The 17,924-nt window shown below is 70.0% G+C and carries 15 protein-coding genes; 10 read left to right on the top strand and 5 right to left on the bottom strand.

Annotated elements, in window-relative coordinates; all coding sequences use genetic code 11:
- Nucleotides 1-65: 65 nt before the first annotated feature.
- Nucleotides 66-875, bottom strand: a complete 810-nt coding sequence (locus BGO15_RS14370; protein ID WP_045247213.1) for a ParA family protein — start codon at nucleotides 873-875, stop codon at nucleotides 66-68.
- A 92-nt stretch (nucleotides 876-967) separates the two neighbouring features.
- Between BGO15_RS14370 and BGO15_RS14365 the strand changes: the two genes are divergently transcribed.
- Genes BGO15_RS14365 through BGO15_RS14355 form a run of 3 tightly spaced genes read left to right on the top strand, consistent with a single transcriptional unit; the run spans nucleotide 968 to nucleotide 6,381 of the window.
- The gene (locus BGO15_RS14365) at nucleotides 968-4,375 is read left to right on the top strand and encodes a pyruvate carboxylase (protein ID WP_056209979.1); all 3,408 of its coding nucleotides are present in this window, start codon (nucleotides 968-970) and stop codon (nucleotides 4,373-4,375) included.
- A gap of 50 nt (nucleotides 4,376-4,425) precedes the next feature.
- On the top strand, nucleotides 4,426-5,886 hold the full coding sequence (locus BGO15_RS14360) for a MinD/ParA family ATP-binding protein (RefSeq protein ID WP_056209977.1): 1,461 nt from the start codon (nucleotides 4,426-4,428) through the stop codon (nucleotides 5,884-5,886).
- Nucleotides 5,887-5,889: 3 nt separating this feature from the next.
- On the top strand, nucleotides 5,890-6,381 hold the full coding sequence (locus BGO15_RS14355; protein WP_045247216.1) for a peptide deformylase: 492 nt from the start codon (nucleotides 5,890-5,892) through the stop codon (nucleotides 6,379-6,381).
- Nucleotides 6,382-6,432: 51 nt separating this feature from the next.
- Here BGO15_RS14355 and BGO15_RS14350 read toward each other — a convergent pair whose 3' ends face one another.
- Complete coding sequence (locus BGO15_RS14350) at nucleotides 6,433-8,280, bottom strand: AMP-dependent synthetase/ligase (protein WP_056209976.1); 1,848 nt, start codon at nucleotides 8,278-8,280, stop codon at nucleotides 6,433-6,435.
- A 147-nt stretch (nucleotides 8,281-8,427) separates the two neighbouring features.
- Here BGO15_RS14350 and BGO15_RS14345 point away from each other — a divergent pair, with 147 nt between their 5' ends.
- Both BGO15_RS14345 and BGO15_RS14340 read left to right on the top strand, forming a co-directional pair.
- Nucleotides 8,428-9,150 carry a lysophospholipid acyltransferase family protein gene (locus BGO15_RS14345; protein WP_045247218.1) on the top strand — a complete coding sequence of 241 codons (723 nt, stop codon included), beginning with the start codon at nucleotides 8,428-8,430 and terminating at the stop codon, nucleotides 9,148-9,150.
- Nucleotides 9,151-9,154: 4 nt separating this feature from the next.
- Complete coding sequence (locus BGO15_RS14340; RefSeq protein WP_045247219.1) at nucleotides 9,155-10,492, top strand: class II 3-deoxy-7-phosphoheptulonate synthase; 1,338 nt, start codon at nucleotides 9,155-9,157, stop codon at nucleotides 10,490-10,492.
- 74 nt (nucleotides 10,493-10,566) lie between these two features.
- Here BGO15_RS14340 and pknB read toward each other — a convergent pair whose 3' ends face one another.
- Together pknB and BGO15_RS14330 are read right to left on the bottom strand one after the other, a co-directional pair.
- On the bottom strand, nucleotides 10,567-12,513 hold the full coding sequence (pknB, locus tag BGO15_RS14335; protein WP_056209974.1) for a Stk1 family PASTA domain-containing Ser/Thr kinase: 1,947 nt from the start codon (nucleotides 12,511-12,513) through the stop codon (nucleotides 10,567-10,569).
- Between the two features lie 70 nt (nucleotides 12,514-12,583).
- Nucleotides 12,584-13,564 (bottom strand): LysM peptidoglycan-binding domain-containing protein, encoded by a 981-nt coding sequence (locus BGO15_RS14330; protein WP_056209972.1) that lies wholly within the window; start codon nucleotides 13,562-13,564, stop codon nucleotides 12,584-12,586.
- A 176-nt stretch (nucleotides 13,565-13,740) separates the two neighbouring features.
- Between BGO15_RS14330 and BGO15_RS14325 the strand changes: the two genes are divergently transcribed.
- Entirely contained in the window at nucleotides 13,741-14,091 is a 351-nt protein-coding gene (locus BGO15_RS14325; RefSeq protein ID WP_048809147.1) for an Rv2175c family DNA-binding protein, read from the top strand.
- Nucleotides 14,092-14,119: 28 nt separating this feature from the next.
- Here BGO15_RS14325 and BGO15_RS14320 read toward each other — a convergent pair whose 3' ends face one another.
- Complete coding sequence (locus BGO15_RS14320; RefSeq protein WP_056209970.1) at nucleotides 14,120-15,202, bottom strand: polyprenyl synthetase family protein; 1,083 nt, start codon at nucleotides 15,200-15,202, stop codon at nucleotides 14,120-14,122.
- Between the two features lie 65 nt (nucleotides 15,203-15,267).
- On the opposite strand from BGO15_RS14320, the gene BGO15_RS14315 reads away from it, so the two are divergent.
- From BGO15_RS14315 to ftsL, 4 genes are all read left to right on the top strand, one after another.
- Entirely contained in the window at nucleotides 15,268-15,633 is a 366-nt protein-coding gene (locus tag BGO15_RS14315; protein ID WP_056209968.1) for an SCO2097 family morphological protein, read from the top strand.
- A gap of 204 nt (nucleotides 15,634-15,837) precedes the next feature.
- Nucleotides 15,838-16,269: a division/cell wall cluster transcriptional repressor MraZ gene (gene mraZ / locus BGO15_RS14310; RefSeq protein WP_045247224.1), complete on the top strand. Its 432-nt coding sequence runs from the start codon at nucleotides 15,838-15,840 to the stop codon at nucleotides 16,267-16,269.
- A gap of 99 nt (nucleotides 16,270-16,368) precedes the next feature.
- The gene (rsmH, locus tag BGO15_RS14305; protein WP_056520068.1) at nucleotides 16,369-17,322 is read left to right on the top strand and encodes a 16S rRNA (cytosine(1402)-N(4))-methyltransferase RsmH; all 954 of its coding nucleotides are present in this window, start codon (nucleotides 16,369-16,371) and stop codon (nucleotides 17,320-17,322) included.
- Entirely contained in the window at nucleotides 17,319-17,921 is a 603-nt protein-coding gene (gene ftsL / locus BGO15_RS14300; protein WP_056209966.1) for a cell division protein FtsL, read from the top strand. Before rsmH ends, ftsL begins: the two co-directional genes overlap by 4 nt.
- Nucleotides 17,922-17,924 lie beyond the last annotated feature (3 nt).

Below are 17,924 nucleotides of genomic sequence, written 5' to 3'. Positions count from 1 at the left end.
CGCGCGCCCGCGCAGAGATCGCCGGCCGTCCGTTCACGATGCGACGGGCGGTGTCGTCGGCGGACTCAGACGGTCGCGTCACCCGGCGTCGGGATGCGACCGGCACGCATGACGCGGTCGAGCAGCGAGTCGAAGTCGGCTGCGAGCTCCTGTGCGGAATCTCCGGGCCAGATGTGCAGCGGCTTCGCCGCGCCCTGCGCCTGCTGCAGAGAGGTGCGCTCGGGCAGCTGCGGGGTGAGCACGAGCGGACCGAACATGTCGCGCAGCTCCTTGATGCGGAACTGGTGCTCGATCGACTGCGGGCGCACCCGGTTGACCACGATGCCGAGCGGCTGGAGGCGGGGGGAGAGGCCCCGGCGGATCTCCTCGATGGCGCGCAGTGCGCGGTCGGCGGCAGCAACGGAGAACAGGCCCGGCTCCGTGACGACGATGACGCGGTCGCTCGCCGCCCACGCGGTGCGCGTGAGGGCGTTCAGCGACGGGGCGCAGTCGACGAGCACGAGGTCGTAGTCGGCCTCGACGGCGGCGAGGGCCTCTTCGAGCTTCCAGACGTCGCGCACGCTGGGGTGCGGGCCGTCGAAGTTGATGGCCGACGGGCTTCCGATGAGCACGTCGATCGTGCCGGGATGCACCTTCGCCCACCCGCTCGAGGTGATCGCCTGACGGACGACCTTCTCTTTGGGGTTGGCCAGGACATCGGCGATGTTGAGGCGACCCGCGACCTGGATGTCCATACCTGTGGACACGTCGGATTGCGGGTCGAGATCGACGACGAGGGTTCGCACACCCCGCGCGAAGGCGGCTGACGCGAGACCGAGCGTCACGGTGGTCTTACCCACGCCGCCCTTGAGGGAGCTGACGGAGAGCACGTGCACGGAGGTCTACGTTACCGTCCCCTAGGCTGTGAGCACACTCAGGCAGAGAGTCCCCGCGATGCGCTCGATGCCGCGACACACGAAGAGGTCTGATGTTCCAGAAGATCCTTGTCGCCAACCGGGGCGAGATCGCGATCCGAGCTTTCCGTGCCGCCTACGAGGTCGGCGCCCGCACCGTGGCGGTCTTCCCCTATGAGGATCGCAACTCCCTGCATCGCCTGAAGGCCGACGAGGCCTATCAGATCGGGGAGATCGGGCACCCCGTGCGCGCCTACCTCGACGTCGACGAGATCATCCGGGTCGCCCTGGAGTGCGGCGCCGACGCGATCTACCCCGGCTACGGATTCCTCTCCGAGAACCCCGAGCTCGCCGAGAAGGCGGCTGCCCACGGCATCGCCTTCATCGGCCCGCCCGCATCCGTCCTCGAGATGGCGGGCAACAAGGTCACCGCGAAGGAGCACGCGATCGCGGCCGGCGTGCCGGTGCTGCGCTCGACCGAGGCATCCGACGACGTCGACGCCCTCGTCGCTCAGGCCGCCGACATCGGATTCCCCATCTTCGCGAAGGCCGTGGCCGGAGGCGGTGGGCGTGGCATGCGTCGCGTCGAGAAGCCCGAAGAGCTCGCCCCCGCCCTCGCCGAGGCGATGCGCGAGGCGCAGAGCGCGTTCGGCGACCCGCGCATGTTCCTCGAGCAGGCGGTGCAGCGCCCCCGTCACGTCGAGGTGCAGGTGCTCGCCGACAAGACGGGCGAGACCGTTCACCTGTTCGAGCGCGACTGCTCGGTGCAGCGCCGCCACCAGAAGGTCATCGAGATCGCTCCTGCCCCGAACCTCGACGACGAGATTCGGCAGCAGCTGCACGCCCACGCGATCGCGTTCGCCCGGTCGATCGGGTACGAGAACGCGGGCACTGTCGAGTTCCTGCTCGAGACCGCCGGCCCCCGCACGGGAGAGGTCGTCTTCATCGAGATGAACCCGCGCATCCAGGTGGAGCACACGGTGACCGAGGAGGTCACCGACGTCGACCTCGTGCAGACGCAGATCCGCGTCGCGGCGGGCCAGTCGCTCGCCGAGCTCGGACTCGAGCAGAGCGACATCCGCCTGCGCGGCGCGGCGCTGCAGTGCCGCATCACGACCGAGGACCCCACGCAGGGCTTCCGGCCCGACACGGGCACGATCACGACCTACCGCTCGCCGGGTGGTGCCGGCATCCGTCTCGACGGCGGCACGACCGCCGCCGGCTCGCAGGTGAGTCCTCACTTCGACTCGATGCTGGCGAAGCTCACGTGCCGCGGCCGGGATTTCGGTGCCGCCGTGAGCCGCGCCCGGCGCGCGCTGGCGGAGTTCCGTATCCGCGGCGTCGCCACCAACATCCCGTTCCTGCAGGCGGTGCTCGACGACGCGTCGTTCGTCGCCGGGGATGTCAGCACCTCCTTCATCGATGAGCGCCCGCAGCTGCTGCGCGGGCGCGAATCGAAGGACCGCGGCACGAAGATCCTCAACTGGCTCGTCGATGTCACGGTGAACAAGCCGAACGGCGAGAACCCCCTCACGATCGAGCCGCGGTTCAAGCTCCCGACGATCGATCTGACGACGGATGCCGCGCCCGGATCCCGTCAGCGCCTGCAGGAGCTCGGTCCCGCCGGGTTCGCCGCGGCGCTGCGTGCCCAGACCGCCCTCGCCGTGACGGACACGACCTTCCGCGACGCCCACCAGTCGCTGCTCGCGACGCGGGTGCGCACGAAGGACCTGGTCGCGGTGGCGCCCTACGTCGCGCGTCTCACTCCGCAGCTGCTCTCGGTCGAGGCCTGGGGCGGTGCCACCTATGACGTCGCGCTGCGGTTCCTCGGCGAAGACCCGTGGGAGCGCCTCGACAAGCTGCGCACCGCACTGCCCAACGTGGCCATCCAGATGCTGCTGCGCGGCCGCAACACGGTCGGCTACACGCCGTACCCCACCGAGGTGACCTCCGCGTTCGTCGCCGAGGCGGCGCGCAGCGGGGTGGACATCTTCCGCATCTTCGACGCGCTCAACGACGTCGCGCAGATGCGCCCCGCGATCGAGGCCGTGCTCGAGACCGGCGCTGCGATCGCGGAAGTGGCCGTGTGCTACACCGGCGACCTGCTCGACCCCGCCGAGGACCTCTACACGCTCGACTACTACCTGTCCCTCGCCGACGAGATCGTCGCCGCGGGCGCTCACGTGCTCGCGATCAAGGACATGGCGGGGCTGCTGCGGCCCGCGGCCGCAGCGAAGCTCGTCTCCGCGCTGCGCGACCGGTTCGATCTGCCCGTGCACGTGCACACCCACGACACCGCCGGCGGGCAGCTCGCGACCCTCCTCGCCGCCAGCGCCGCCGGAGCCGACGCCGTCGACGCGGCGGCCGCGCCCATGTCGGGCACCACCAGCCAGCCGTCGTTGTCGTCGCTGGTCGCGGCGCTCGCCCACACCGAGCGCGACACGGGACTCGACCTCGACGCGGTGGGGAGCCTCGAGCCCTACTGGGAGGCCGTCCGGCACCTCTACAAGCCGTTCGAGTCGGGCCTTCCCTCGCCGACCGGCCGCGTCTACCACCACGAGATCCCAGGCGGCCAGCTCTCCAACCTCCGTCAGCAGGCGATCGCCCTGGGGCTCGCCGACGACTTCGAACTCATCGAGGACATGTACGCGGCCGCCAACCGCATCCTCGGGCGCGTGCCGAAGGTCACCCCCTCGTCGAAGGTCGTGGGCGATCTCGCGCTGCACCTCGCGGCCGTGAAGGCCGACCCGGCCGACTTCGAGGAGAACCCGCAGCGCTACGACATCCCCGATTCGGTCGTGGGCTTCATGGCGGGCGAGCTCGGCGATCTGCCGGGCGGCTGGCCCGAGCCCTTCCGCTCTAAGGTGCTCGCCGGACGCACCGTCGACATCTCTCTCACCCCGCTCAGCGTCGACGACGAGCGCGCGCTCAACGGCGACGCGGCCGAACGCCGCCAGACCCTCAACCGGCTGCTGTTCCCGGCACCCACTCGCGCGTTCGCCCAGACCCGGGAGGTGTTCGGGGACCTCAGCGTGCTCGACACCACCGGCTACCTCTACGGCCTCGCGGCCGGCGAGGAGCATGCGGTCGACATCGATCGCGGCGTCAAGCTCTTCGTCGGACTCGAGGCCATCGGCGAGGCCGACGACAAGGGCATGCGCACGGTCATGACGACCCTGAACGGCCAGCTGCGCCCCGTGTTCGTGCGGGATCGCAGCATCACCGTCGAGACCCGTCAGGCGGAGAAGGCGGACACGACCAAGCCCGGTCAGATCGCCGCGCCGTTCTCCGGCGTCGTCACGATCAAGACCGCCGTCGGCGACCGCGTCGAGGCCGGGCAGCCCGTGGCATCCATCGAGGCGATGAAGATGGAGGCGGGCATCACGGCGCCGATCGAGGGCGTGGTGGAGCGGATCGTCATCGCCCCGACCGCGCAGGTCGACGCGGGAGACCTTTTGGTCGTGATCCGGCCCGCGCACTAGCCTGGGGGAGGCGTGGCACCGTCCCTGTGACGCCAGGAGCCCCAGAACTCATGACCGAACGCACGGATCCGGCATCCCGCGACGACGGCGACGATGACGTCGTCGCGGCCCCCGTCAGCATCGACGCATCCAATCTCGACCTGTTCAGCAGCCAGACCGCGCAGGTCACCATCGTGCTGCCCGCATCGACCGACGACGACGAGCTCGACGACGACGGATCGGGTGAACTCGTCGACGACGGAGACGAGATCGAGGTGACGATCGCCGCGGAGGTCATCGATGACGGTGCGGCAGACGACGACGAGCGTGACGGCGACGAGATCGACGACCAGGAGAGCCCCGTCGACGACGAGGAGACCCCCGTGCCCGACGAGACGACCGACGACGCCGTGATCGACTCGACGCCCGAGGTGATCGACGTCCCCGTGCCGGCTCCCGTAGCCGCCACCGACTCGGCAGCTCCCGTCGCCGCGGCGGTCGCCGCCGTCGCCGTGAGCGAACCCCGTCGCACCACCGACCCGGTGCAGCTGGTCGCCCGCCGCGCGGGCGAGGTCGCCGGCGACCGCGGGACATCCGATCTGCTCAGCGCCGACCGCCTGCTCGAGAACGTCAAGGTGGCGCGCCCCGAGCCCGAGGGCCTGTGGCCTTCGCTCGTGTTCGCGCTGTCGGGCCGCCGCATCAATCTCGGCGACAACCGTCGCGCCCGCGCCCGCAAGGAGCTCGACCAGAAGATCGCCGCGCCGCTCTCAGGTCGTGCGCGATTCGTCGCCGTGCTGTCGCGCAAGGGCGGGGTCGGCAAGACGACCGTGACGACGCTGCTCGGCATGGCACTCGCATCGGCACGCGACGACCGTGTGATCGCCGTCGACGCGAACCCCGACCGCGGCACTCTCGCGGAGCGCATCGGACGCCCCAGCGGCAAGACCGTGCGTGATCTTGCGCGCGCCGGAGCCGTCGTGAGCGGCTTCAACGAGATCTCCTCGATCGTCGCGCGCGACGAGACCCGCCTCGATGTGCTCGCTTCCGACGCCGACCCGCGCGTCTCCGACGCCTTCAACGACGCCGACTATCGGGATGTCGCGACTCTCGCCGCGCACTACTACTCGGTCGTGCTCACCGACACCGGCACCGGAATCGTGCACGAGGTGATGGGGGCGACCCTCGACCTCGCGGACGGTCTCGTGATCGTCGCCGGTCTCAGCGTCGACGAGGCGCGCCTCGCGAGCGAGACGCTTACGTGGCTCGAGACCAACGGATACGCAGATCTCGTGCGCCGTGCCGTCGTCGTCATCAACGCGTCCCGTCCGGGCGCGTCCGCCGTGAGGGAAGCCGAGCTCGAGGCGCACTTCCGCTCCCGTGTGCGCGACGTCGTGCGGGTGCCCTACGACCCGGCCATCGCCGTCGGCGGACCGATCTCCTTCCGCGAGCTGCTGCCCGCCACCCGTCAGGCCGCGCGCCTGCTCGCCGCATCGGTCGTCGAGGGGCTGCGGTCGGTCTCGAAGGTCGCCTGAACCGTGGCGGTACGAGGCATCCGGGTCTTCGGCGACCCGGTTCTGAAGAGCGTCAGCGCGCCCGTCGGCGAGATCGACGAGGGCACCGAGGCGCTCGTGCGCGACCTGATCGACACCGTGCAGCTGCCGGGGCGGGCGGGGGTCGCCGCGCCGCAGATCGGTGTCGGCGTGCGGGCGTTCAGCTACAACGTGGACGGCGAGATCGGCTACGTGCTCAACCCGGTGCTCGTGGAGGTGGCGGGGGAGCCCGTGCTGACCGGCGAGGGGTGCCTGTCCGTGCCGGGCTTGTGGCACGACGTGCTGCGCTATCCGCACGCGAAGGTCGTCGGCATCGGGCTCGACGGCGCCGAGATCGTGCTCGAGGGTGACGGTCTCATGGCCCAGGCGCTGCAGCACGAGACCGATCATCTCGACGGCATGCTCTATCTCGACCGGCTCGAGCCGACCACCCGCCGGGTGGCGATGCGCGAGATCCGCGAGAGCGACTGGTTCTGACGCTTTCGGTCAGTGGTCGCTCCCGCGGATCGGATGCCGCGTCCCGCCGCGTCAGCGCAGTGAGACGTTGGTGGTGTTGACGGGCACCTCGTAGAGAGCGCGGATCTCGTCGGCGAAGTCCGAGAGGATCACGTTGCGCTTGATCGAGAGCTTCGGCGTGAGGTGTCCGCTCGCCTCGGTCCACTCGGTGGGCAGGATCGTGAACTTGCGGATCGACTCGGCCCGCGAGACGCCCTGGTTCGCCCGGTCGATCGCCTTCTGCACCTCGTCGCGCACCTTGGGGTTCTCGGCAGCCTGTGCGAGCGTGAGGTCGGTCGGAAGTCCGTTGTTCGCGGCCCACGTCGGCAGCATCTCGGGGTCGAGGGTGACGAGTGCGGCGATGAACGGCTTCTGATCGCCGACGACGACGACCTGGCTGACCAGGATGTTCGCCCGGATGGGGTCTTCGAGTGCGGCCGGCGCCACGTTCTTGCCGCCCGCCGTGACGATGATCTCCTTCTTGCGGCCGGTGATCTTCAGGAAGCCGTCGGCGTCCAGTTCACCGATGTCGCCCGTGCGGAACCACTCGCCGTCGAACGCCTCGGCGGTCGCCTCGGGGTTGCGCCAGTACTCCTTGAACACGTCGATGCCGCGCACCTCGATCTCGCCGTCCTCGGCGATGCGCACGCCGACTCCCGGGAGCACGGGGCCGACCGTGCCGATCTTGATGCGGTCGGGGGTGTTCACGGTGGCGGGGGCGGTGGTCTCGGTGAGTCCATACCCCTCGAGGATCTTCACGCCGAGCGCGGCGAAGAAGTAGCCGAGCCGCTCGCCGAGGGGCGCCGACCCCGAGATGGCGTACTGGATGTTGCCGCCCATGCGCTCACGCAGCTTCGCGAAGACGAGGCGGTCGAAGAGACGGAACTTCACCCGCAGCGAGAACGGGATCTTCTCTCCTGCCTGACGAGCCTTGGCGTACTGGATGCCGACGGCCGCCGCGGCGCGGAAGATCTTGCCCTTGCCGCCCGACTCGGCGACCTGCTCGGCCGAGTTGTAGACCTTCTCGAACACGCGGGGGACCGCGAGCAGGAACGTGGGCTTGAACGAGCCGAGCGCGTCGATGAGCTTCGAGGTGTCGGGCTGGTGGCCCGTCTTCACGCCGGCGTGGATGTTGATCACCGAGATGAACCGGGCGAACACGTGTGCGGTCGTGATGAACAGCACGGTCGAGGCGCCCTCGGTCGTGACCACGTTCTCGAGCGACTGGGTCGCGTTGCGGGCGAGCTCGACGAAGTTGCTGTGCGTGAGCACGCAGCCCTTCGGGCGGCCGGTCGAGCCGGATGTGTAGATGAGGGTGGCGATGTCGGAGCCGACCGCGAGGCCGCGGCGGCGCTCGATCTCCTCGTCGGCGACGCCGGCGCCCTCGCGGCGGAGGGTGTCGAGCGCGCCCCTCTCGATCTGCCAGGTGGCGCGCACGAGGGGGAGGTCGCCGGCGATCTCGTCGAGCTTTGCCTGATGATCGGCGGACTCGACGAGGCAGGCGATCGCCTCCGAGTTGGACAGGATCCATTGGATCTGGCTCGCAGAGCTCGTCTCGTAGATCGGCACCATGACCGCGCCCGCGTAGAAGAGGGCGAAGTCGACGAGTGTCCACTCGTAGGTCGTCTTCGCGAGGAAGCCCACCTTCTCGCCGGGCTGGATGCCCACGGCGACGAATCCCTTCGCGAGCTCGACCACCTGGCGGCGGAACTCCGCGGTGGCGATGTCGCGCCACCCGCCGGATCCGTCGGGTACGGCGAACAGGGCGCCCTTCGGGTCCTTGGCGACCCGCTGCTCCAGCAGGTCGGTGATGTTCGCGTCGGGGTCCGGGGTGACCAGCGGAGGGGTGTAGACCTCGGCCGTTGCGGCGACAGTGCTCATGGCGGCAGCTCCTTCGATACCGGTTGCTCGTGCTGAAACTCAGTCTACATTTGCGCGAGACCGAGTCTCACTGACACGGGCGGCACGATCGGGGGGATGCGCTCGCTTGTAGACTGCTTCCCCTGAGCGTACGCGAAGGGATCCCGCGTGTTCTATTGGTTCATGAAGTACGTGGTGATCGGTCCGGTCATCAAGGCGATCTTCCGACCCTGGGTCGTGGGCCGCAGCAACATCCCCGCACGCGGCGCGGCCATCCTGGCGAGCAACCACCTCTCGTTCGCCGATTCGATCTTCCTGCCGCTCATGATCGACCGCCCGATGAGCTTCCTCGCCAAGAGCGACTACTTCACGGGCAGAGGTCTGAAGGGGTGGGCGACGAAGATGTTCTTCAAGGCCACCGGGCAGATCCCGATCGACCGATCGGGCGGCAAGGCATCCGAGGCATCCCTCAACACCGGTCTCCAGGTGCTCGGGCGTGGAGACCTGCTCGGCATCTACCCCGAGGGCACCCGCAGTCCGAACGGCATCCTTTACCGGGGTCGCACCGGAATCGCCCGCATGGCGCTCGAAGCCGGGGTGCCCGTCATCCCCGTCGTCATGGTCGACACCGACGCGATCCAGCCGATCGGGCGGCGAATTCCGCGCATCGGGCGTGTAGGGGTCGTCATCGGCGAGCCCCTCGACTTCACCCGGTTCGCCGGGCTGTCGGACGACCGCTACGTGCTTCGATCGGTCACGGACGAGATCATGGTGGCGCTGCAGCGCATCGGCGGCCAGCGCTACGACGACGTCTACGCGTCGGCGGTGAAGGAGCGCCTCGAGCAGGCCCGCAACACGGAGCCGGTCACCTCGGGCGCGCCACTAGACTGAGCGGATGCTCCAGCAGCTCGACGCCCTCGATCAGTGGCGTTCGCTTCCCATCAAGCAGCAGCCGTCCTGGCCCGACGCCGATGCCGTCGCCGCGGTCTCGGACGAGATCGCGTCGCTGCCTCCACTCGTGTTCGCCGGTGAGGTCGACCTCCTGCGCGAGCGTCTCGCGCGGGCGGCATCGGGCAACGCCTTCCTCCTGCAGGGCGGCGACTGCGCCGAGACGTTCGCGGGGGCGACGGCCGACCAGATCCGCAACCGCATCAAGACGGTGCTGCAGATGGCGGTCGTGCTGACGTACGGCGCCTCGATGCCGGTCGTGAAGATGGGCCGCATGGCGGGTCAGTTCGCGAAACCGCGATCGAGCGACGACGAGACCCGCGGCGGCGTGACACTGCCCGCCTACCGCGGCGACATCGTGAACGGCTACGACTTCACCGAGGCCTCCCGCATCGCCGACCCGCAGCGTCTGCTGAAGGGCTACCACACGGCCGCCTCGACCCTGAACCTCATCCGCGCGTTCACGCAGGGAGGCTTCGCCGACCTGCGCGAGGTGCACTCGTGGAACAAGGGCTTCGCGCAGAACCCGGCGAACCAGCGCTACGAGGGTCTCGCCGCCGAGATCGACCGCGCGATCAAGTTCATGGAGGCGGCCGGTGCCGACTTCGACGAGCTGCGCCGCGTCGAGTTCTACACGGGTCACGAGGGTCTGCTCATGGACTACGAGCGCCCTATGACCCGCATCGACTCCCGCACGGGCACGCCGTACAACACGTCGGCGCACTTCCTGTGGATCGGGGAGCGCACCCGTGATCTCGACGGCGCACACGTCGACTACTTCTCGAAGATCCGCAACCCCATCGGGGTCAAGCTCGGACCGTCGACCTCGACCGACACCGCTCTCGCGCTCATCGACAAGCTCGACCCCGAGCGGGAGCCCGGACGCCTCACCTTCATCACGCGCATGGGCGCGGGCAAGATCCGCGACGCGCTGCCGCCGCTGCTCGAAGCCGTGCGCGACTCGGGAGCGACCCCGCTCTGGGTCACCGACCCCATGCACGGCAACGGCATCACATCGCAGAACGGCTACAAGACCCGTCGCTTCGACGACGTGGTCGACGAGGTGCGCGGCTTCTTCGAGGCGCACCGCGCGGTGGGCACGTTCCCCGGCGGCATCCATGTCGAGCTCACCGGCGACGACGTCACCGAATGCCTCGGCGGATCCGAGCAGATCGATGAGGCCACCCTCGCGACCCGCTACGAGTCGCTGTGCGACCCGCGCCTGAACCACATGCAGTCGCTCGAGCTCGCGTTCCTCGTGGCCGAGGAGCTCGAGAAGCGCTGACTCTCGCGGAGAGACAGCGAGGGGGTGGATGCCGCGGCATCCACCCCCTCGTTCTGCGTCCTGGCGTTCCGCCGCTAGCCGGTCAGGCTGAGGACGAGGTTGATCTTGGTGCCCTTCGGCTGGGTGGTCGTACTGTCGGGGCCCTGCGACGTGACCTTCGCGATCGTCGGAACCGCATCCCAGTACAGGGCATAGGCGGGCACGAAACCGGCGGCCGTGAGGATGCGCTTCGCGTCCGCGAGGGTCTTTCCCGTCACATCGGGAACGGGGAAGAGCTGCGGACCCTTCGACACGACGAGGGTGACCGTGTCTCCCGGCGCCCAGTTCCCCCCGCCGCCGCGTTTGCCGATGCCGATCACGGTTCCCGATGCGATGGAGTCGCTGAACTCCTGAGCCGGGGTCGACGAGACCTGGAGGCCCACGCCGGTCAGGGCAGTCGTGGCATCCGTGATGCTCATGCCCGCGACATCCGGCACCGGCCCCTTCGACGCCGTGATCACCGCGGAATCTCCCTCGTGCACCGTGCAGCCGTTGCTGCAGTCGGTCGCCGATGAGGCACCGCGCGGTGTGACGGCGACGGACAGCACCGTATCGGGATCGTTCTGCGTGAACTGGTAGGCCGTCGCGCCGAGCGTGACGGTCGCCGCGGCGAAGGCCGACTGCGCGGTCGCAAGCGGCTGGCCCGCGAGAGCGGGGATGTCGTGGGGTTGGGGACCTTTGGAGACGAGCACGGTGACGGTGCTCTTCTTGTCGACGCGGGATCCCGCCCCCGGCTCCGTCGCGACGACGAGGCCGGAGGCGACGTCGATGCTGAACACATCGGATTCGACGGCCTGGAGCCCGTCCGCCCCGAGGGCGGTCGAGGCATCCGCGAACGTGAAATTCGTCAGATCGCGGATCGCGATCTTCGATCCCGGCCCGGCACCGAACCACCAGCCGGTTCCGCCCGCCGCGAGAGCGAGCACGAGAACGAGTGCGACGAGCCATCCGCCGCGGGAGGCGCGGCGGCGCGACCGGGCGCGCAGCAGCGCCGCATTGTCGATCGGCACGCCGCGGGCCGGCGTGAGCACGGCGGTCGCGGCGGGAAGCGCCTTCGTGACCTCGCCCGAGTCCAGGCCGTCGTACGCGACGGTCGGTCCGCCGACGGCGATCGCCCGCGCGACCTGGGGTGCGATGCCCAGTTGGGCCTCGATCTCGCGCAGCCGCGCGAGCATCTCACCGGCGTCGCGCGGACGCGCCTCCGGGTCGCGTTCGGTCGACCACAGCACGAGCTCATCGAGGGGCTCTGGCACGTCGGGGTTCTTCGCGCTCGGGCGAGGCACCGAATCGGTCGCGTGCTGGTAGGCGATCTGCATGGGCTGTTCGCCCTTGTACGGCTGCTCGCCGGTGAGCATCTCGTACAGCACGATGCCGAGCGCGTAGATGTCGCTGCGTGCATCCGCCGTTCCGCGGGTGACCAGCTCGGGTGCCAGGTAGGCGATGGTGCCGAGCAGCATCTGCCCCGACGCCGTGTTCGCGGTCGCCGCTCGGGCCAGCCCGAAGTCGCCGATCTTGATGCGGCCGTCCTCCGCGAGCAGCACGTTCTCGGGCTTCACGTCGCGGTGGATGATACCCGACCGGTGGGCCGCCGCCAGTCCCGACAGGATGGCGTCCATGATCGTCACGACCTGCGCGACACCGATGCGGCGCTGATCCCGGATGAGCTCGCGCAGCGTCACCCCGGGCAGGTACTCCATGACGAGGTACGCCATGTCCTCGTCCTGCCCCTGGTCGAACACGTTCACCACGTGCGGGTCGGAGAGCCGGGCGGCCGAGCGCGCCTCTTGGATGAACCGACTCTGGAAGACCGCATCGTCGCTGAGGTGCCCGTGCATGACCTTCAGCGCAACACGTCGCTCCAAGCGCAGATCGGTGGCGACGTAGACCGTCGCCATCCCCCCCCGCGCGATGCGCGCGCGCACGCGGTACCGGCCGTCGACCAGACGGCCGATCAGCGGATCCGCGCGCTGGCCCGTATTCACGGATCGAGTCTACGGACGACGGCCTGGGAGCCCCGGGAACGGCTCGCCCCTGCGGGCGACCTGGTGTCGGTCAGCCGAGGGCCCGAAGCCACTGCGTCGCGGCGGACTCCCAGCGTCCGTAGCGGTCCGGGTAGGCCGAGATCTGCACGGCCTGCGCGGCATCCGCGTATGTCATGCTCTGCCACCCCGGGATGTCGAGCAGGCCCCGAGTGAGCGGGCCGGAGGGCCCGTCGACGCCGAGGAAGAAGGCGCGGATCGCGTACACCGGCTCCGCAACCTGTGCCGCGGTGCCCCACCCGGTGCTCGGTCGTTGCTGGAAGAGCCCGCGTGAATCGCGATCGCCGCCGTCGAGGTTTCGCAGCCAGGACTCCTGCATCGCCGTGCCGAGGGCGATCGTGATGCCACGGTCGGGAACGCCCAGCTCTCGGCCGATGCGGATGATGAGTCTCGCGTTGGCGATCTGCTCCTCGTCGAGGCCGGTGGCTCCGGCATCCGTTGCGGGAATCGTCAGGCGCTGGCCGGGGTAGATGATGCTCGACCAGGTGAGTCCGTTCGCGCCGAGCAGGGCGACGACGGTCGTGTGCTGTCGGGCCGCGATCGCTGTGAGGGTGTCGCCGCGCTGTACGAGGTAGGTATGTGCGGTCGGGGCGGGGGTCGCCGCCGCCGTCGTCGTCGTCGGGGCGACGGTTGCGGCGGGGGCGGGGAGCACGAGCACATCGCCGGGCCGGATGATCGACTGCCACCCCAGTCCGTTGGCCCGCAGTACGGCGCCGATGTCGAGACCGTGGCGTCGGGCGATCGCCCACACCGTGTCGCCGGCCCGTACCGTCACGGTGGCTTGGCCTGCCGCCGCGGTGGCCGCCGCGCGAGCCGCCGCCGCGACCGTGCCAGCGGCACGCGTGGCGTCGGGCAGCACGGGACCGGATGTCTCGCGCGGCTCCGCGGCCTGCGCAGGCTGAGGAGCGAGCGCGAGGGCGATGCCGCCGACGACGGCGGGGACCGCCCACCAGCGCAGGGGAGAGATCGTGGTCGTCGCGCGCCGAGGCGTCATGTCGTCCTCCTGCCTCCGCCGCCGTGAGGGGGCGAGATCGATCCACGGTCCCACGGGCTGGGACGAGAGTCAATCATCGGGACGGATGTGGCGTATGTGACAGCCGTCCGGGTCGCGGCCGCCTGTGCGCGGGGCGGACGGTGCGGCGGCCGCGAGCGGAATGCGATAGTGGACGAGTGACCGATGCAGCATCAGGACCCGCCACGACGGAATGGCTCACCCTTCCCGACCTCGCCGAGATGCTGGGTGAACCGCTCAGCCGCGTGCGTCGACTCCTCGACGAGAACGTCCTCCTCGGATCGCGGCGGAACGGGCCTCTCGCCGTGCCGGCTCTGTTCCTCGTCGACGGCGCGCCGCTCGCATCGCTGCGCGGCACGATCTTCGTGCTGCTCGACGCCGGCTTCAGCGCCGACGAGGCCATCGACTGGCTTCTCGCCCCCGAGGAATCGATCGGCATCGCCCCCATCGAGGCGCTGCGGGCGGGCCGGAAGAGCGAGGTGCGTCGGGTCGCCCAGACCCTCGCCTGACCCCGGGCGACCCCGCTCGCGGAAGGCGTCAGGTCACGCGGTCGGCGGATGCCGCGGCCAGCGCGCGCAGCTCGTCGAGCGCGTCCACGCGCAACGGGGCCGCAGCGAGTGCCCGGTCGGCATCCGCGATGTATCCGGCGATGAGCTCTTCCACCCGGTCGAGGGCGCCGGTGTCCACCAGCACCCGGCGCATGCGCTCCACGGTCGCGTCGTCGAGCGCCGGGTCGCCCAGCGTGGCGTCCAGTGCCGCGCGACCGTCGTCGTCGAGCGCCTCACGTGCGAAGGCGACGAGCACGGTGCGCTTGCCTTCGCGCAGGTCATCGCCCGCCGGCTTGCCGGTCACGGAGGCGTCGCCGAACACGCCGAGCACGTCGTCACGCAGTTGGAACGCCATGCCGACCGGGTGTCCGAAGGCGGCCAGGGCGGCGCGCTGCGCGGTGTCGGCGTCTGCGAGGGAGGCGCCGATGAGGAGCGGCTGCTCGACGCTGTAGCGCGCGGACTTCAGCGAGGCCACCCGCAGGGCTCGTTCGGCGTGCGTGTCGGCGGGGGCGGTGATCCAGGCTGCCTCTTCGGCGATGTCGAGGAACTGGCCCACGGTGACCTCGCGGCGCATCTGCGCGTATTGCGCGCGGGCGCGCTGGGCCGTCGCTGCGGGCAGGCCCTCGAGTCCGGCTTCGACGAGGTCGTCACTGCCGGCGACGAGCAGATCTCCGAGCAGGATGGCGCCGTTCCGACCGAAGGCCTCGGCGTCGCCGGTCCAGCCGGATGCCGCGTGGGCGCCCGCCAGGGCGCGGTGCGCCGCGGGCTGTCCACGGCGTGTGTCGGAGTTGTCGATCACGTCGTCGTGCACGAGGGCGGCGGCATGGAACACCTCGAGCGCGGCCGCGACGGAGGTGGCGGCGTCCGCGCGCTCAGCGGTGCCGCCGCAGGCGCGGAACCCGGCGAGGAGGAAACGTGCGCGAAGCCGCTTCCCGCCGCGGAGGGCGCCGACCGCGACGTCGTGGAGAGTCTGCGCCTCGTCGCCCCACCCGCTCAGCTCCTCTGCCTGCGTGAGGAGGAACTTCTCCAGTCGCTGGGAAACCGCCGCGATCGCCTCCGTGCTGCTCGACACGGGCCTAGCCTAGTGATCGCCACGCCGCGTAGAATCGCGGTGACTTTCACCTACAGGGGGTTCCGATGCCTCTTTCCGAGCAGGAGCAGCGTCTTCTCGACGAGATGGAACGCCATCTCATGAGCAACGACGCCGATGTCGTCACGGCCGGCGGCGGTGCGCGTTCGCTGAGCTATCGCAACATCGTGATCGGTGTGCTCCTGTTCGTGGTCGGCCTCGGCGGTGTCGTCGCGGGTGTCTCGACCCAGCTCATCGTGATCGGCGTCATCGGCTTCGCTGTCATGCTCGCGGGGGTCATCCTCGCCGTGACTCCGACGCGAGCCGGGCGCGTGCGCGCGAGCCGTCCCTCGGCCGCCACCCCGCGACAGAGCGGGCGCTCCTTCATGGACCGCATGAACGATCGATGGGATCGCCGCCAGCAGGGCAGCTGATCCCGATCCACTGAAACACCGACCCGCGAGGGTCGGTGTTTTTTTGTGCCCGCAGATCGGATGCCGCACACGTCCGGCGATGCCGCTGTCGACGCCGGGGGAGTGCTCGCCCATATCGAGGCCGAATTGGGTAGTGAAGTGGAGGACAGTGGAGTAAAGTGGGGCAAAATTCTTCGCTGGCCGGACGAAGGGGGTGCCGCTCCGATGCTTCTCGGCACCCACACGCCCAAACTCGACGAGAAGGGCCGCGTGATCCTCCCCGCAAAGTTCCGCGACGACCTCGGGGCGGGAGTCGTGATCACCCGCGGACAGGAGCGCTGCCTGTACGTCTTCGCCGAGGTCGAGTTCGAGCGCATCCACGAGCGCATCCGGGAGACGCCGCTCACGAACAAGCAGGCGCGCGACTTCCTTCGCATGTTCCTGTCGGGTGCGAGCGCGGAGAAGCCCGACGGACAGAACCGCATCACCGTGCCGCCGCACCTGCGCACGTACGCCGGACTCGAGCGTGAGCTCATCGTCACCGGCGTCGGCGCTCACGCCGAGATCTGGGACGCCGCCGCGTGGAACGCCTACGCGGAGGCCAACGAGTCGAGCTATGCCGAGTTGGAGCAGGAGGTGATCCCGGGCCTCTTCTGAGCCCCAGGCCGCGATCCCCACCCGCCTCTCCCTGGCGCACTTCCCCGGTGCCAGGTCGACGCGGTTGGGAATCGGGGTCGGGGGACCGGCCCCGCAGACATGGACCTCCGCGACATCCACACCCCCGTCATGCTCGAGCGCTGCCTCGAGCTGCTCGCGCCTGCGCTCCAGGCCGACGCGCCGGTCGTCGTCGACGCGACGCTCGGCATGGGCGGTCACGCCGAGGCGCTCCTCGAGCGCCACCCGCGCGTGCGCCTGGTCGGTCTCGACCGGGACACCGACGCACTCGCGATCGCCGCCGAACGCCTGGCACCCTTCGCCGACCGCGTCATCTTCGTCCACACGGTCTACGACGGCCTCCCCGCGGCCCTCGCCGCGAACGGCATCGCACGCATCGATGGTGCGCTGTTCGACCTCGGCGTCTCCTCGCTGCAGCTCGACGAGGTCGACCGCGGCTTCGCCTACGCGCGGGACGCGCCCCTCGACATGCGCATGGATCAGTCCGCCGGCGTCACCGCGGCCGATGTGCTGGCCGGCTACGGCGAAGGCGACCTCCGCCGCATCTTCGAGCGCTACGGCGAGGAGAAGCTCGCCGGACGCTACGCGCGCGCGATCGTCGCCGCGCGTAGCGACGCGCCCATCGATCGCTCCGGACGGCTCGTGGACATCCTGCAGGCCGCGACGCCGGCTGCGCTCCTGAATGCGGGGCACCCCGCGAAGCGGGTGTTCCAGGCCCTGCGGGTCGAGGTCAACAGCGAGCTCAGCGTGCTCGAGCGCGCGATTCCATCCGCTCTCGATGCGCTGCGTGTCGGCGGACGCCTCGTGGTGATGTCGTATCAGTCGCTCGAGGATCGGCTCGTCAAGCGTGTGTTCGCCGAGGCATCGACATCGACCGCGCCGCGGGGGCTCCCGGTCGAGCTCGAGGAGTTCGCCCCTCGATTCCGTCTGCTCGTGAAGGGGGCCGAGCAGGCGTCCGACGCCGAGCGCGCCCGCAACCCTCGTTCCGCACCCGTGCGCCTGCGCGCCGTCGAGAGGATCCGTGACGCCGCATGAGCACCGCCACCGTCGCGCCGGTCGCGCATCCCCACCTTCTCGACGAGGACCTCCTCGTCTCCACCCCCCGCCCGCTCCGCGTCGTCGCGCCGGCGCGACGCCGCCGGCCGCGAGTGGCCTATGCCGTGGTCGCCGTCATCGGGGCGCTGCTGATCGCCGGCGCTCAGATGGGACTGTCCATCCTGACCACGCAGTCGACCTTCGACATCTCGTCAGTGGCGCAGCAGCAGCGCACGCTCAACCTGCAGAAGCAGGTGCTCAACGACAAGATCACGGGTCTCACCTCGCCCCAGTACCTTGCGGCGAACGCCGCGGCACTCGGCATGGTCACCGGCCAGAGCCCCAGCTACCTGCGGTTGAGCGACGGCGCGGTTCTCGGACCGCAGCGCGCATCGAACGCGACATCCTCCCTCGACGCTCTCGGCAACGGCTCGGTGCCGAACGCCCTCATCGCCACGACGCCGCTCGTCAGCAACGCGCAGGCGACGATCAACGGAGCCATCGCGCCCACGCCGGACCCGGCCGCCTCTGCGGCGGCTGCGAATCCGGCGACACCCCCCGCGCTGACCGACGGGCTGCCGACCCCGGCCACACACTGAATC

It is taken from the genome of Microbacterium sp. 71-23 (assembly GCF_001897265.1).
GTDB lineage: Bacteria > Actinomycetota > Actinomycetes > Actinomycetales > Microbacteriaceae > Microbacterium > Microbacterium ginsengisoli.
The sequence above is the reverse complement of the archived record's forward strand: the minus strand, read 5'-3'. Positions and strand labels throughout refer to the sequence as shown.